We start from the raw sequence: 14,901 nt of genomic DNA on the forward strand, positions 1-14,901 counted from the left end.
TGATCAATAAATATCGAAGTCGAAATACTTCTGCATGATCTTGGCATAAGTTCCGTTTTTACGGATGCCATCAATAGCTATATTAAACTGTGCCTTCAGAGCGTCATTGCCTTTTTTGATAGCAACACCGGTTTCTGTTTGTGTATTCGGCACGTCTTCGAGCATCACGCAGCAATCTTTACCGGTGGTTTTTGCCCATTCAGCAATCGGGAACTTGTCGGAAATCACTGCATCCAGACGACCTGTTGCGAGATCAGCAACAGCTTCATCATTGGTCGGGTAGAGCTTGATATCTGCGCCTGCTTTGGCAAGTACGTCTTCAGCATAAATGGACTGAGTTGTACCACCCTGTGCACCGATAGTTTTGCCTTTAAAGTTTTCTGTCTTCGTATCTTTAATCGGGCTGTCTTTAGGGACAACAATCGCCAGCGGTGTGGAGTAATATTTATTGGTAAAGTCGATCTGTTTCAGACGATCTTCTGTAATGCTCATTGATGCGATAACTGCATCAAATTTATTGGATTGCAGACCCGGAATCATACCATCCCAGTCATTGGCTACGATCGTGCATTTTGCTTTCATTTCTTCGCAAAGTGCATTGGCAATATCAACGTCAAAGCCTTTCAGCGAACCATCGGCATCAACATAGTTGAATGGCGGATAGGCGCCTTCTGTTGCAATGCGGATTTCCTTGATTTCCTGCGCTCCGGCAGAAGCTGCAAATGACGCAATCAAAAGTCCTGCAAACAAAACAGATTTACGCATTATACCTCCCGTAAAATAAACCTGATATTTCAGCCTACAGCTAAACAGAAAAACGGGGCAAAGGAAAGCCCTTGCCCCGTTTCTCATTGCATCATGCTATTCCGGTTTCGCATTAACCGTGCAAAAATCGGAATAATTTACTAAATTAGGCGTAAACTTTACCGAAACGGTTTGCGAGGAATTTATCCAGCGCAATATCTTCCTGCTTCATGAAGCCCTGTGCAGGAATGCTGCCGTCAGCAAGCATATCAACAACAGCGCAGATTGCGGAAGCTGTAGTGACCTGAATACCGGTCATTTCCAGATCGCCCTGTGTCTGGTTGTAAACCTTGTTTGCATAGGTTTCCTGAGTCAGACGACCATCCTTGTAACCGGTTACGGTTACGAAGATTACGATAACGTCCTGCTGTGTGCCTGGAACTGCAGTTTCAAGGATGTCCTTGAATACATCGCGGCGGTGACGCAGGCCGAGGTCGTTGAGCAGAGTTTTGAAGATATCGCAATGGCCCGGGTAGCGAATGGTGCGGTAGTTCAGAGTGCGAACTTTACCTTCAAGAGTTTCAGCCAGAGTGCCGAGACCACCGGAAGTGTTGAAAGCTTCGTACTGAACGCCTTCGAGCGAGAATTCTTCGCGCTCTTCCATAGCTGGAACCAGTGTCAGCTTGCCGTTTACGATGGCTTCACATGGCTCGATATATTCGTTGATAACGCCGTCCGTGCTCCATGTCAGGTTGTAGGTGATGGAGTTGGTCGGGAACTGTGGCAGAGCGCCAACGCGCATGCCAATGGATTCCAGCTTGTCGAATTTCTTGGCCAGATCGTAAGCAACGATCGAGATGAAGCCAGGAGCCAGACCGCACTGTGGAATGAAAGCGGTTTTAGCTGTTTTCGCCAGTTCTTTAACGTGGCGTGTGCTTGCTACGTCTTCAGTCAGGTCGAGGTAGTGAACGCCGGCTTTTGCAGCGGCATCAGCAATACGGATTGTCATCTGGTAAGGAGCAGCGCTGAGAACAGCGAATTTGCCGGCCAGAACAGCTTCAAGAGCGGTCGCATCAGCAATGTCAACAACTTTCGTTGTGATGTTCTTTTTGCCTGCGAGGGCTTTCAGCTGATCTTCCGAACGGTCTGTTACCGTTACATTATAATCACCAGTGTTACCCAGAAGCTGTGCAATTGTTACACCGATCTTACCGGCACCAACGACGACGACGTCTTTCATGACTGAACCTTTACTTACTGCTCTTGCTGTTCCATTTATCGCCCTCCTGATAAGATCTACCAGCTTCGATAAATGTAACACATTAAAACTATTGCATTATTTTCCGGACATATTGATTCACGTCCAAAAGATGATGGCATAGAGTCGCAGAATTTTCGTCAAAAAGAAGTATCCAAAATGACGGAATGACGCTATATATTTGGTCGAAGTGACGTTTGTGAGGTTCAAAATGACGACAAAAGCCGATATGGCCCTGATTGCTCTTTTACGCGAGAATGCCCGGGCATCAACAGCAACGCTGGCCAGACGGCTTGGAGTCTCGCGCACGACTGTTCAAAGCCGCATCGACCGGCTGGAAAAGCGTGGTATTATTACCGGCTATACGGTTAAATTATCGTCAGAACATGAGAGCCATCTGGTGCGCGCTCATGTATTAGTCACCGCACTACCGAAATTCGCACCAAAGGTCGAAATTGGGCTCAAGCCTATGATGGCCGTGCGCTCTGTTCATTCAATCAGCGGTAATTTTGATATGATCGTAATTGTTGAGGCCCCGTCAATCGGCGAACTCGACAGCGTGCTGGATCAGATCGGTGCTCTGGAAGGTGTGGAACGCACAATGTCCTCCATCATTCTCTCTACACGGATTGAACGTTGAGTATTACAGATGCAGATCCCGTTACTACAATATCGCTGTTAGTTATAGTTGAATTGGTCTGATTGTGAGCCTTCAAATGGCAGGAACAGCCAGACCAACTGCATGATAGATGCCTGAGAAACAAAGACCAGAGCGCCGTGTGCCAGACTTGGCACACACAGATCGTTCTGACACTTTAAAAATGAAAGCATAATCTCATCTGACACTGATTCAAGTGCAGAGAACTATGCTCTAACTTTGAGGGCATTGATGACAACTTCACAAATCCGCCGCGCATCAGCAGGTTTTCTGATCGGCATATATTCGATTGTTTTTCTGGGGATGGCTGCCGCATTTATTGCCATCACCTATCTTATCGAAATTGAAAATGCTGCGATGGGGCTGATTATTGCAGCAGCTGCCGCCATGACCATGGCGCGCAATTGGGTTACACGCGAACAGGCGAAGCCAAGCCAGATACGCGCATGGACAATCTCTCTCGGCTGCGCCCTCGTGACTTTGGCATTCTTTGCGATCATTGCCATGACGGGCATTGCTGCAGATGAAGCCGCATTGCGGGATTTACAGCGTGAAGGTCCGATCCTGATCGTCGGCATTGCAGGTATTTTGTTGGTAATTATTCTGCTGGTGATCCGTTTGGGCCTGTGGGTCGGCACCATGCAAGCGATGAAGCTTATCCGATGAAAAACGAAATCACCTCCTCCAGAAAAGTGATAAAAAACATCGCGCCTGAATTAATCAGGCGCGATGTTTTTCTTAAAAATACCGTTTAAAGCTGCACTCAGCCTTTGGACATGGTCAAGGGCGGTTCAACACCTTCGCTCAACGGGCTGATATAAGGTGTACGCGCAGTTTGTGCCGCAAGCGCCGCCTTCGCATCAGCCATCAATACCGGATCACTCAGCACAGCAAGACCTGTCGCGGCCATTGCTTTTGCCACATGCACCATCGCCTTATGCGCTGCGGGAGATTTGCCCTGCGCCACCACCTGCCATGTGTGGAAAGGTGTGCCGATTGCAACTGTTGGTGCATGCACCTGCACTGTCGGTACTACCCAACTGACATCGCCAATATCGGTCGAGCCGATCTGCGTTTTATGCGGCTGATCCAGCGGCACCAGAAATTCTGCTAGTGGTGCATCCGTCTCTGGCATACCGATCACATTATAGACGGAAGAGATTTCTTCCGGCGACAATGTTGCACGGATCTTGCGGGCATAGTCGCGATCCTGATCATCAAATTCCGGTGCGCCAAGCTCCTCCATAGTGCGATACAGTGCCTGTTCCAGCGGCTTGTTGCCCAGCGTATTGGAAACCGCGCTGACGATCTTCATCTCCATACGAGTTTCAGTCATCATCGCCGCGCCCTGTGCAATCTTGTTCACGCGGTTGACCAGTGACAGCATAGTCTGCAAATCCATCGCACGAATGGAATAGCGCACCCGTGCATGCGCCTGCACCACATTCGGTGCAATGCCACCGGCATCCAGCAAGGCATAATGGATACGGGCATCTGACGGCATATGCTCGCGCATATAATTGACGCCGACATTCATCAGCTCAACCGCATCAAGTGCACTGCGTCCAAGATGCGGGGCGGCAGCGGCATGAGAAGCGCGACCGGTAAAGATGAAATCCGCACGGGTATTGGCCAGTGACAAAGCCGGAGCCACTTCCCAGAAGCTATAAGGGTGCCACGAGATTGCAACATCGGCATCGTCAAAGGCGCCGGCACGCACCATAAATGCCTTGGCCGCACCGCCCTCTTCCGCTGGGCAGCCATAATAGCGCACACGTCCCGGAATTTTATGCTCGGCGAGATAGTTCTTCAACGCCACTGCAGCCAGCAATGCACCGGCACCCAGCAGATTATGGCCGCAGCCATGGCCATGACCGCCTGCCTCTATCGGCTTATGCTTTGCTGCTCCGGCTTCCTGACTGAGACCCGGCAGCGCATCATATTCACCCATAAATGCGATAACCGGCCCGCCTTCACCTGCTTCACCGATCACGGAGGTCGGAATACCGGCAATGCCTTCGGTCACGCGGAACCCATGATGCAGCAGCTCGGCCTTATGTTCAGCCATAGAACGCTCTTCGGTATAGCAAACCTCCGGCATTCCCCAGACGCGGTCGCTCATTTCGATGAGGCGCTGCTTTTCGTCCTCAACCTTCTGCCACAAGTCCTGACGGTCATTCATGCTCATTCGATCATTCCCACATAAAATTTATAAATTCGTTGCTTCTTCAAAAACCAGCTCGGATGCGGGAGGGATACGCCCCTCAAACCAGTAGGCCGCAGCGGCACGCGACATAGCCGCACCGTCATGACCGACACCGGCTACATCAATCAGCTTCCAGTTGAACGGCAGCCCTAAGCTTTGCGCCTGTTTTTGCGCAAAATCATAAACGAAATATGCCCGTTTATAGCGGGAAGGTCCCTGCGCGAATGCCTCCGGCTGATCCGGCAAATTCGGGTCGGCCTCATCAATATCCTGATCACCGGCAAAAATATGCATCGGATAGGCAAACCAGCGGGCAAGCTGCGTCTCATCGAGACCAATGCCGCCCATACCTTCCGGAAATTTACGTGTCAGATCAGGCAGTGTGTACCAGCCCGGATTGGCAGCAACGACATCCGAAAAAATGCTGTGATCCTGCGTGGCCAGCAGGCGATGCGAAAACTGTCCGCCAGCCGAATGACCATATAAACGTGCCTGTTTCTGCGTCGTCACACCAGCCGCCTGAAGCGCTGCAAAAACTCGGGCAGGCACGCCATAGAGCCAATCCTGCTTTTCACGCACCAGCCCTGCACGTTCATCAAGGATCAGCCCGTTATTATAGCTTTCCGCCATCGGGAACTGCACATCAGGAAATGTCGGTGCGACAATCAGCAAGCGGTGTTTTTCTGCCGCCGGAATCCAGAAATCGCGATATTCATCACCGTTACGCAACATACCATGTTGCACGATGATGACAGGGTCTTCAGGACGGTAGCTTTCAGGGCGATAGAAATTTACTTCCAGCGGCCTGTCCGGATGATACTGATCAACAAATGGCAGCGTGCTGCGTCCGGTTTCTGGACGAAGAATGGTGGTAGTCATTATGTCTCCGGATTATGCAAATGACAAGCAGCGCTCTGGTCGGCTGTCACATCTTTTAGTTCGGGGCGGCGCTCGCGGCATACCGGCATGGCATGGGCGCAACGCGGATGAAACGGGCAGCCGGAAGGCGGATTAAGCGGTGACGGCAGGTCACCGGTCAGCGGCTGGAAGTCGCGTTTACGACGGCTGATCGACGGACTGGCATTAATCAGCGCCGCGCTATAGGGATGCGCAGGTTTGCTGAAAATCGCTGTTGCGGAGCCAATCTCGACAATGCGGCCGAGATACATAATGGCGATACGATCGCTGATATGCTGCACCACACCCAGATCATGGCTGACAAACAGATAGGTCAGCCCGTAACGGGCACGCAAATCCATAAACAGATTGATCACCTGCGCCTGAATAGACACATCAAGCGCCGATACAGGCTCGTCGCATACCAGAAAATCAGGCTTCACTGCCAAAGCGCGGGCAATGCCGATACGCTGACGCTGACCGCCGGAAAACTGATGCGGATAGCGGTCACGATAAGCGAGATCAAGCCCCACTTCCTCCAGCGCTTTGTTCACCGCACCAGCAATCTCGGCTCTGGGCATCAGGCGATGCACTTTCAGAGCCTCACCGACAATCTGATTGACCTTCATGCGCGGATCGAGCGAAGCATAAGGATCCTGAAAAACCATCTGTACTTTTAACAAGAAGTCGAGTTTCTCACGGCCTTTGAGTTTTTCAACCGCCTGCCCGTCATAAAGCACGTTGCCTTCTGTTGGCTGATAAATGCCTGTTGCCATGCGGGACAGCGTAGATTTTCCGCAGCCGGATTCCCCAACCAGTCCCAGCACTTCACCCCGTTTGATGCTCAGATCAACACCATCAACTGCCCGCAGAACACGCGCCGGTGCGGCCTGTCCCGTCATCCGCAAAATCCGGTCAGCAATTGTGGATTTTGAACGGAAATGCTTTTTAACCCCGCGCATTTCAAAAAATGCATCACTCATGGTCTTGCCTCCTGAGCAAATGCCACACGGACAGGCAAGGATACCGGATTGTGACAACGGAAAATGCGCCCGTCGATCACCTGTTGCTCGGGATTAACTTCTGCACAAACCGGTTTGACGCGCTCGCAGCGAGTGCGGAACGGGCAACCACTTGGCCGGTCATCAATACGTGGTGCGTTGCCGTCGATCTGGTGCAAGCGTTCCCCCGGTTTCACCATGCCTGATGACGAGTTCAGCAGGCCTTGCGTATAAGGATGCAGCGGTCTGTCCAGCACATCATCTACTGCGCCGGTCTCCACAATCTGCCCCGCATACATCACCGCCACACGATCGGCGAGTTCGGCCACAACGGCAAGATCATGGGTAATCCACAGCACGGCCGTACCGGTATCACGCACCAGCTTTTGCACTTCATAGAGGATCTGACTTTGAATGGTCACATCAAGTGCCGTGGTCGGTTCATCCGCGATAATCAGATCGGGATTGTTGAGCAATGCGGTGGCAATCGCCACGCGCTGGCGCATACCGCCGGAGAATTCATGCGGATATTGCTTCAGCCGCACTTCCGGCGAGGAAATACCCACGCGTCCTAAGGCGCTTGCAGCCTCCTTCATCGCTTGTGCTTTGCCGCATGCGCGATGTTCAAGGATTGCCTCGCACATTTGCTCACCAATGGTCAGCACCGGATTGAGTGTGGAAAGCGGATCCTGAAAAATCATCGCAATGCGGTCGCCGCGCAAATGACGCAGCCGTTCGTCTGATGCCTCACGCAGATTTTCACCATTGAACAGGATTTCGCCTTCAACAATTTCCCCCGGCGGATCAATCAATTGCACCAATGAGAAACCGGTGACAGATTTACCGGAACCGGACTCTCCGACAAGGCACAGCACTTCGCCGCGCGCAATGCTCAGGTCAATTCCGTCTACCGCAGACCATGCGCCGCCAAGCAGATGAAAAACCGTTCTCAGTCCTTTGACTTCAAGCAAAGCTGTCATCACGCGCTCCTCACATTAAAGCTGCGACGCAGACGATCACCGACAAAATTGAGCGAGATAATCAGCAGAACCAGTGCAATACCCGGAAAGACTGCAATCCAGTATTCACCCGACAGCAGATAATCAAAACCATTGGCAATCAGCAGACCGAGAGACGGCTGGGTAACCGGCACACCAACCCCAAGGAACGACAATGTCGCCTCCAGTGTAATCGCGCTGGCAATGCTGATGGTGGAGATCACCAGCACCGAGCCGATAGAATTCGGCAGCAAATGCCGGAGCATGATGTAATAGGTCGGCAGACCGAAATTGACCGCAGCCTCGATATATTCCTTGCGACGTTCAACCAAAGCAGAAGCACGCATCAGACGGGCATATTGCGCCCATTGCACCAGAATAATCGCGAGGATCACTTTATCAACACCGCGCCCGACAGAGGCCAGCAGCACCAGTGCCACCAGCATTGACGGAAAGCCGAGCATAAAATCCACCACCCGCATGATGATCGCATCGGCAATACCGCCGAGCTGTGCGGCCAGCAATCCTGCACTCACACCGATAGCCATAGCGCCGAGCGTCGACAGCAGACCAACCAGCAGACTGGTACGCAAACCATAAAGAATAGCGCTGACCATATCGCGGCCTTGCGCATCCGTGCCAAGCCAGTAGACAGAACCGGTCATACTGGCGGAACCCGGTGCAAGCCGGTTATCCATCACGCTCAAAGAGGCAAGATCATAAGGGTCTTGCGGGGCGATAAATGGTGCCAGCACTGCCAGCAGAACCAGCAACCCGAGCAGGATACCGGCGCCGCGTGTTGTCGGTTTATTACGGATGCTGCGCAGAATTTTCTGCCGTAACGGCGTGTTGGCATAGTCCGGAATAATCGGCTTAGTCATACCATATCTCCGGAAAGTTTGACCCTCGGGTCGAGAACCGCATAAAGCACATCCACCATGAAATTCACGGCAACGAAAAGCAGTGTCGCCAGCAGCACATAGGCAACCACCACAGGCCGGTCGAGCTGGTAGATACTGTCGATCAGCAGTTTGCCCATGCCGGGCCATGAGAACACGGTTTCGGTAATGGTGGAGAAAGCAACAAGACTACCGAATTCAATACCGACAACAGTGACAACCGGTATCAGAATATTGCGCAGCACATGACGATTGACGATGCGCTTACGGCGAACACCTTTGGCACGGGCGAATTTTACATAATCCTGTGCCATCGCTTCTGTAGTGCCGGCCGCCACGAGGCGGATCATCAGCGCCATATTCGGAATAGCAAGATTAAGCGCAGGCAGGATCAGATGGCGCAGACCATTGGCTGTAAACAGGCTGGTCTGGATGCCCAGCACAGAAACGGTTTCGCCCCGCCCTGCAGTTGGCAACCAACCGAGCAGCACGCTGAACAGCAAAACCAGCATCATACCTTTCCAGAAACTTGGCAGTGAAAAGCCGATCACTGTACCGGCCATAATGAAGCGCGACGGACGGCTATCCGGATTAAGACCCGCGAGCAGACCAAGCGGAATACCGACAACGGCCGCAACGGTCATCGACAACAGTACCAGCTCAAATGTGGCAGGCAGACGGGCAAGAATGAGTGAAACCACCGGCACCCCATGCACGAAAGATGTGCCGAGATCGCCTTTCAGCGCATTGCCAAGAAACGTGAAATATTGCTGCCATACCGGCAGATCGAGCCCCAGCCGTTTGATCAGCGCCAATCGTTCGGCGGCACTGACCTGTGGTGGGACAAGAAGTTCAATCGGATCACCAATGCCATATACGGCAAAGAAAACAGCGACCGACACGGCAAGCAAAACCAATGCGCTCTGAATAAGTCGCTGTAGAATATAAGCTGTCATGACATTTTTCTCAGGCTATCTGTCAGGAAGGCTGAAACATTGTGTCGCTCAACCATTCATCAAAATGGTTGGACAATGCTGCAAAGAACGGAGCCGGAGCGGTGTGGTCATCTGACCGGATATAACCGCTCTGGCTATTTGCAATTACGCGCATCCCAAAAACCGTTGCACACTTTTCGGGATGCGTCCTGACCGTTTTACTTCGCTGGTTTCGCAGACATAGCCAGCGTAAACTGATCGGAGCGACCTGTGTAAGCCACATTTGCCTTATGTGCCCAGATGCCGGCTTCAAAATGCAGCGGGATGAAAGCATAGTCTTTCATGACTTCAGTCTGTGCCTGCTGCAACAGTTCTGAACGCTTATTATCGTCCATTGTTGCTACAGCTTCATAGATCAGCTTATCAAAAGCAGGGTTGGAATAGCCGCCGTAATTGGAACCACCCAAAGTGCCTTCTTCATTCGGCTTTGCAGGCCACTGGCGCAGGAAGGATGAAGCTTCGCCGCTGGTTGAACCCCAGCCGCCAATCGCAACGCTCAGTTCTTTTTTGGAACGGCGCGGGAAATAGATCGCGCGTGTCATCGCATCCACATCAGACTTGATACCGATCTGTGTCAGATATTGCGCCACAGCCTGTGTAATCTGACTGTCATTGATATAGCGGTCATTGGTTGTGGAAAGTGTGAGCTGGAAACCGTCCGGATAACCGGCCTCGGCCAGAAGTTTCTTGGCTGCGGCAGGGTCGTAACGCAGTTCCTGCGGATTAGGCAGCGTACCGAACATGCCCGTAGGCAGGAACTGATAGGCTGGTTCCGCAGCGCCGTCCATCAGGCGGGAAACAATCGCATTACGGTCAATCGCCAGCGACATGGCTTCACGAACACGCACATCTTTCAGCGGGTTCTTGCCGTCAGTAGCTTTGACATAAGGGCTTTCATCACGGGCAACATCAAGCTGATAGTAGATGACGCGTGTTGAAGGTGTCACGGTGTAGCCGAAACGCTTGTCATCCTTGATGCGGGACAGATCGCGCGCAGCCGGATTTTCGATAATATCATAGTCACCGGCAAGAAGACCGGCCAGACGCGGGCCCGCATTCGGAACCGGCAGGAAGCGTACGCTTTCCCAAGGCTCGGCATCGCCCCAATATTTATCATTGCGCTCAAGATCAATCGCCGAACCGCGCACATAGCTTTTCAGCTTGTAAGGGCCGGTACCGATTGCGAGTTTACCATCATTAAAGTCACCAACGACAGGCCATGCGCCGGTTACGCCGCAATTCTGTTCCGGTGCAAAACTAATCTTGTCATGTTTGACAATAGAAGAACTCAGAATACCCACGGTGCCGATAAAGGTCGGAAGCAACGGCTCAGGCGCTTTGGTTTTGATAACCAGTGTCTGTGCATCCGGCGCTTCAACAGATTCAAAATTCGCAGTAATATCCGCGAATGAACCGGCAATCGCGGTTTCGTTTTTCAGTGTGCGGCAGAAGGTGAAAACCACGTCATCCGCAGTAAACGGTGAACCGTCGGAGAAAGTTACACCTTCGCGCAGTTTAAATGTCCAGGTATTGGCGCCGTCATTCTCCCATGAGGTGGCCAGAGCAGGATGCACATTCTGCTTTTCATCCTGATTGGTGAGGCCGTCAAATATGTGCTTTGTCAAAGCATTATTCGGCGTAAGATCATGATAATGCGGATCAATTGCAGTCGGCTCCGAGCCCAGCGCAATACGCAGTGTTTCTGCGGATGCGGCACTGCTCAACAGAGCAGAACTCAGCAGAGTTGTCCCAAGCAGACCCGCCACGAGCATTTTCTTATACATTAAAGTCTCCGTTCCCCAACGAATGTCGTATTTGTTATGCTTGTTTAATTTGACATAGTTATTTTCATAAATAACGTATATGAAAATTTTATGCCGTCAACACCGGAAACACAAATGTCTCAAACTTTGAATCCCAAGTCCGATTTTGCCAACCGTATGTCAGCGGCATATCCGTCCTTCAGTAAATCCTACCGCCGTATTGCCGATTTCGTGCTGGCAAGACCGCTTGATGTTGTTGCAATGTCTATTGAAGGATTGGCACAATGCAGCGGCAGCTCCACCGCCACAATCACTCGTTTTGTGCGCGCTGCCGGCTATAGCGGCTACGGGGAATTTCGTGAAAAAATCGTCTCGGATTTTCAATTCGAAACACCGGAAAACGATCAAAACAGTGACGAAAATTGTGATAACGGGCTGAAAAAATCGTTTTTACATACAGCCTTGTCAGACAGTTCTGACAATATCAAAGACACAATTAGCAATATTGATACGGCCTCATCGGAAGCCTTTATTGAAGCGCTGATCAGTGCCCGCCGCATCATCATTCTGGGTACCGGCGCGAGCCATTATGCAGCAACCCTGCTGGAAGAAGGGCTGGCACTCTATACTGAGAAAAATGTCACGAATGTCCTCTCCAGAGGCGCATCTCAATATGCCAATAATTTCGTGCGCTCTGTCGATGAAGGCGATGTCGTGATCGCCATTTCCATGCCGCGCTACTCCAATAACACCGTACAACTCTCTAAAGCGGCCAAGCAAAAAGGCGCTGTGATTCTGGCCATTACTGACAGCCCGACATCCCCGCTTGTTCCTGTTGCAGATGTCATTTTCTTCGCACCGGCACGTAATCGTTTGCTGCCAAATTCTCCGGCCGCAATCTTTGCACTGGCCGATGCCATCGTCACAGCAGTGGCTGAACGCCGCCCTGACATCGTGACTTCCACAATTGGCACAGCACCTGATGATTTATTTTTATAGAGAAAAAACGCGCGGTTGACCGATTATACAAGAATTGGTTCATCTTATAATCTTAAGAAAATGCTGGTGATCATTCACATAAACAGGCGCAATTGTTTGATATATAGACAATATCTTTTTTAAATAAAAACATCTTCAAACATTTTCTATAAGCCCCACATTCCAAAGTAATAAAAAATATTATATAAGGTCATATTTTAGCATAAGTGCCAATTATTAATTTATTTGACAATAAATTAACCATATATAAAAAATATTATCATCAATGATATTTATTGTTTATTTGGCATTGGACATCGCATGATCCGGTTTATTTTTGTAAATGGTATAATCGCAGCTGCCAGTCTTTTGGTGACTTCTGAAAATGCTTCCGCAGCAGACGTTACATGCACAACAACACTGTATTTTTGCAGTTACGGCCCTGATGATGTCGTTACCGTCACCACCACAGAAACTGCAGACTATGCTCCGCTGCAAGGGTTTGGTGTTTATTTAAATGGTTCAACTGCCAAATTAAATGATATTACCATTATCACTTCCGGCAACACATCGGATGCTATCCGCACCAACTCCGAAAACAGCATGTTTCGGGCCAACCGCCTGACAATCAAAACCACAGGTAAGACCGCCGATGGCATTAACCTCTCGTCAAATGGTAATATTGACGGTGACAACCTCGCCTATGTGAAAGATTTTGCTGATATCGAGGTCAACAGTGGCATCGGCGTACGTGCGAATAATTTTCAGAATGCGAATGCCAATACCGTGATAATTTTACCTGACGGTACACGTGTCCGGCAAACCGGTACTGGCACAGCAACCAATGCAGCCGAAGGAAACGGTTATGCTGTTTATGCCGGCAACCGTGACTGGGACACAAACGGCCTTGGCCTTCGGGATATCATTGCTGGCAAAAACAATAATACACTCGGCAATGCCTATGTTTTTATTGGTGCGAATGCTGTCATTGCCAGCTCAATGACCAACGGACACGCTGTTTACGCCAATAAAGGCGGCCTTGTTCAACTCGGCGACGGCGCAAAAGTCAGCACGACCGGCAACAATGCCTATGCCTTGTACGCATCGCGCGAACAGCAAGGCAATTATAAAGACAATGTACGGCAAGGTTATATTTATCTGGGCGGCGGCGCTACATTGCGCGCCGAAAACAGCCCGATTGTTATACGTGCAAGCGGTGAAGGCTCAATCATTGCCAATAAGGTGATTGAAACACCAGTTATCGCGGATACTCACGACGGTAATGATCGTGTTCAGGGGCTGGATAAAACCGCAACCCGCGACACATTCGGTATCTTTGACGTTATCGGCATCATGGACGCAATTGATGGCGGCACAATTGCACTGAACATGTCTGCAGGCAGCCAATTTTTTGGCTCAACCAATGCCCATCCGGAAAAAGCACAGACTTCCAATATTTTTCTGAATATTGACGGTGCAGGTAGCCAGTGGAAAATGGATGCGGACTCCAACCTCACCCGTCTCACATTATCCGGTGGCGCTACCCTTACCCCTTATGACAGCAGCGTCAATCTGACCAACCGTGTACTAACCGGAGAATTGCTGAACAAGGGCGGCAATATTGACCTTGCAGGTGCAGCAGATTTGGTTGGCGATGTTCTGACCATTAAAGGCAAATATACCGGTGCAGATGGCTTTCTGATCCTGAATACCACTCTGAACGATGACAGTTCAGCAACAGACAAGCTGATCATCGACGGTGATACGACCGGAAACACCTTTGTGCGAGTAAAAAATATCGGCGGCACTGGTGCCCAGACGGTCAACGGTATTCAAATTATTGAAGTCACAGGCGCGTCTGATGGCGCTTTCAAGCTGAAGGGCGACTATATTCACAAAGGCGATCAGGCTGTTGTCGGCGGTGCCTATGCGTACCGGCTATTTCACAATGGTTTAGGAGATGATAGCGCCGACGGTAACTGGTATCTGCGCTCTGAACTGAAAGAAAAGAAACCGCATTATCAGCCGGGCGCACCGGTCTATGAAATCTATCCGCAATTCCTGCTGGGGCTGAACACTTTGCCAACGCTTCAACAGCGCGTAGGCAATCGCTATTGGAGCCATGCCGGTAATCTTATGCTCTCGCAAGGCGCAGATGCAATCGAGCCTTATGCTCCAAACAGCGAGGCTGGCAGTTATATTGAAACTTCTGGCATTTGGGGGCGGGTTGAAGGCTCCTACACCAAAATGCAGCCGCGCACATCGACGTCCGATGCCACCTATGACTACAGCGCCTATAAAATGCAGGCAGGCATTGACGGCATGTTGCATGAAGGTGAAACAGGCAAGCTGATCGGCGGCATTACCGTGCATTACACCCACGGCGTTGCCAGCGTCTGGTCGCCTTATGATTCCGATCTTGGTCGCGGACGCATCAGCTCAGACGGCTACGGTTTTGGCGGTACGCTGACGTGGTATGGCGATGACGGTCTGTATCTGGACAA

General features: G+C 50.9%; 14 protein-coding genes. 4 read left to right on the forward strand and 10 right to left on the reverse strand.

Annotated features, from left to right (window positions below; translation table 11 throughout):
• Positions 1-3 precede the first annotated feature (3 nt).
• Entirely contained in the window at positions 4-765 is a 762-nt protein-coding gene (locus tag DFR47_RS18815; protein ID WP_113946052.1) for a transporter substrate-binding domain-containing protein, read from the reverse strand.
• Positions 766-910: 145 nt separating this feature from the next.
• Complete coding sequence (locus DFR47_RS18820) at positions 911-1,984, reverse strand: saccharopine dehydrogenase family protein (protein WP_113946053.1); 1,074 nt, start codon at positions 1,982-1,984, stop codon at positions 911-913.
• Between the two features lie 229 nt (positions 1,985-2,213).
• On the opposite strand from DFR47_RS18820, the gene DFR47_RS18825 reads away from it, so the two are divergent.
• Positions 2,214-2,642, forward strand: coding sequence for an Lrp/AsnC family transcriptional regulator (locus DFR47_RS18825; protein WP_113946054.1), 429 nt, complete (start codon positions 2,214-2,216; stop codon positions 2,640-2,642).
• Positions 2,643-2,891: 249 nt separating this feature from the next.
• On the forward strand, positions 2,892-3,326 hold the full coding sequence (locus tag DFR47_RS18830) for an ABZJ_00895 family protein (protein ID WP_113946055.1): 435 nt from the start codon (positions 2,892-2,894) through the stop codon (positions 3,324-3,326).
• 97 nt (positions 3,327-3,423) lie between these two features.
• On the opposite strand, the gene DFR47_RS18835 is transcribed toward DFR47_RS18830, so the two are convergent.
• From DFR47_RS18835 to DFR47_RS18865, 8 genes are read right to left on the reverse strand one after another with little or no spacing between them, the layout of a single operon-like run.
• On the reverse strand, positions 3,424-4,842 hold the full coding sequence (locus DFR47_RS18835; protein WP_113946069.1) for a M20 family metallopeptidase: 1,419 nt from the start codon (positions 4,840-4,842) through the stop codon (positions 3,424-3,426).
• 27 nt (positions 4,843-4,869) lie between these two features.
• Positions 4,870-5,745, reverse strand: a complete 876-nt coding sequence (locus DFR47_RS18840; protein WP_113946056.1) for an alpha/beta hydrolase family protein — start codon at positions 5,743-5,745, stop codon at positions 4,870-4,872.
• Positions 5,745-6,746, reverse strand: a complete 1,002-nt coding sequence (locus DFR47_RS18845; protein ID WP_113946057.1) for an ABC transporter ATP-binding protein — start codon at positions 6,744-6,746, stop codon at positions 5,745-5,747. The genes DFR47_RS18840 and DFR47_RS18845 overlap by 1 nt, the downstream gene beginning before the upstream one ends.
• On the reverse strand, positions 6,743-7,744 hold the full coding sequence (locus DFR47_RS18850; RefSeq protein ID WP_113946058.1) for an ABC transporter ATP-binding protein: 1,002 nt from the start codon (positions 7,742-7,744) through the stop codon (positions 6,743-6,745). Before DFR47_RS18850 ends, DFR47_RS18845 begins: the two co-directional genes overlap by 4 nt.
• Positions 7,744-8,643, reverse strand: coding sequence for an ABC transporter permease (locus DFR47_RS18855; protein WP_113946059.1), 900 nt, complete (start codon positions 8,641-8,643; stop codon positions 7,744-7,746). The genes DFR47_RS18850 and DFR47_RS18855 overlap by 1 nt, the downstream gene beginning before the upstream one ends.
• The gene (locus DFR47_RS18860) at positions 8,640-9,617 is read right to left on the reverse strand and encodes an ABC transporter permease (RefSeq protein WP_113946060.1); all 978 of its coding nucleotides are present in this window, start codon (positions 9,615-9,617) and stop codon (positions 8,640-8,642) included. Before DFR47_RS18860 ends, DFR47_RS18855 begins: the two co-directional genes overlap by 4 nt.
• A 22-nt stretch (positions 9,618-9,639) precedes the next feature.
• Positions 9,640-9,771 (reverse strand): hypothetical protein, encoded by a 132-nt coding sequence (locus DFR47_RS22245; RefSeq protein WP_281011669.1) that lies wholly within the window; start codon positions 9,769-9,771, stop codon positions 9,640-9,642.
• A gap of 43 nt (positions 9,772-9,814) precedes the next feature.
• Positions 9,815-11,440, reverse strand: a complete 1,626-nt coding sequence (locus tag DFR47_RS18865) for an ABC transporter substrate-binding protein (protein WP_113946061.1) — start codon at positions 11,438-11,440, stop codon at positions 9,815-9,817.
• Positions 11,441-11,554: 114 nt separating this feature from the next.
• On the opposite strand from DFR47_RS18865, the gene DFR47_RS18870 reads away from it, so the two are divergent.
• Together DFR47_RS18870 and DFR47_RS18875 are read left to right on the forward strand one after the other, a co-directional pair.
• On the forward strand, positions 11,555-12,418 hold the full coding sequence (locus DFR47_RS18870; protein ID WP_113946062.1) for a MurR/RpiR family transcriptional regulator: 864 nt from the start codon (positions 11,555-11,557) through the stop codon (positions 12,416-12,418).
• A gap of 300 nt (positions 12,419-12,718) precedes the next feature.
• Positions 12,719-14,901, forward strand: a 2,183-nt coding sequence (locus DFR47_RS18875) for an autotransporter family protein (RefSeq protein WP_113946063.1), incomplete at its 3' end; no start/stop codon positions are given.

This window comes from Pseudochrobactrum asaccharolyticum (genome assembly GCF_003314995.1).
Taxonomy (GTDB): Bacteria; Pseudomonadota; Alphaproteobacteria; order Rhizobiales; family Rhizobiaceae; genus Pseudochrobactrum; species Pseudochrobactrum asaccharolyticum.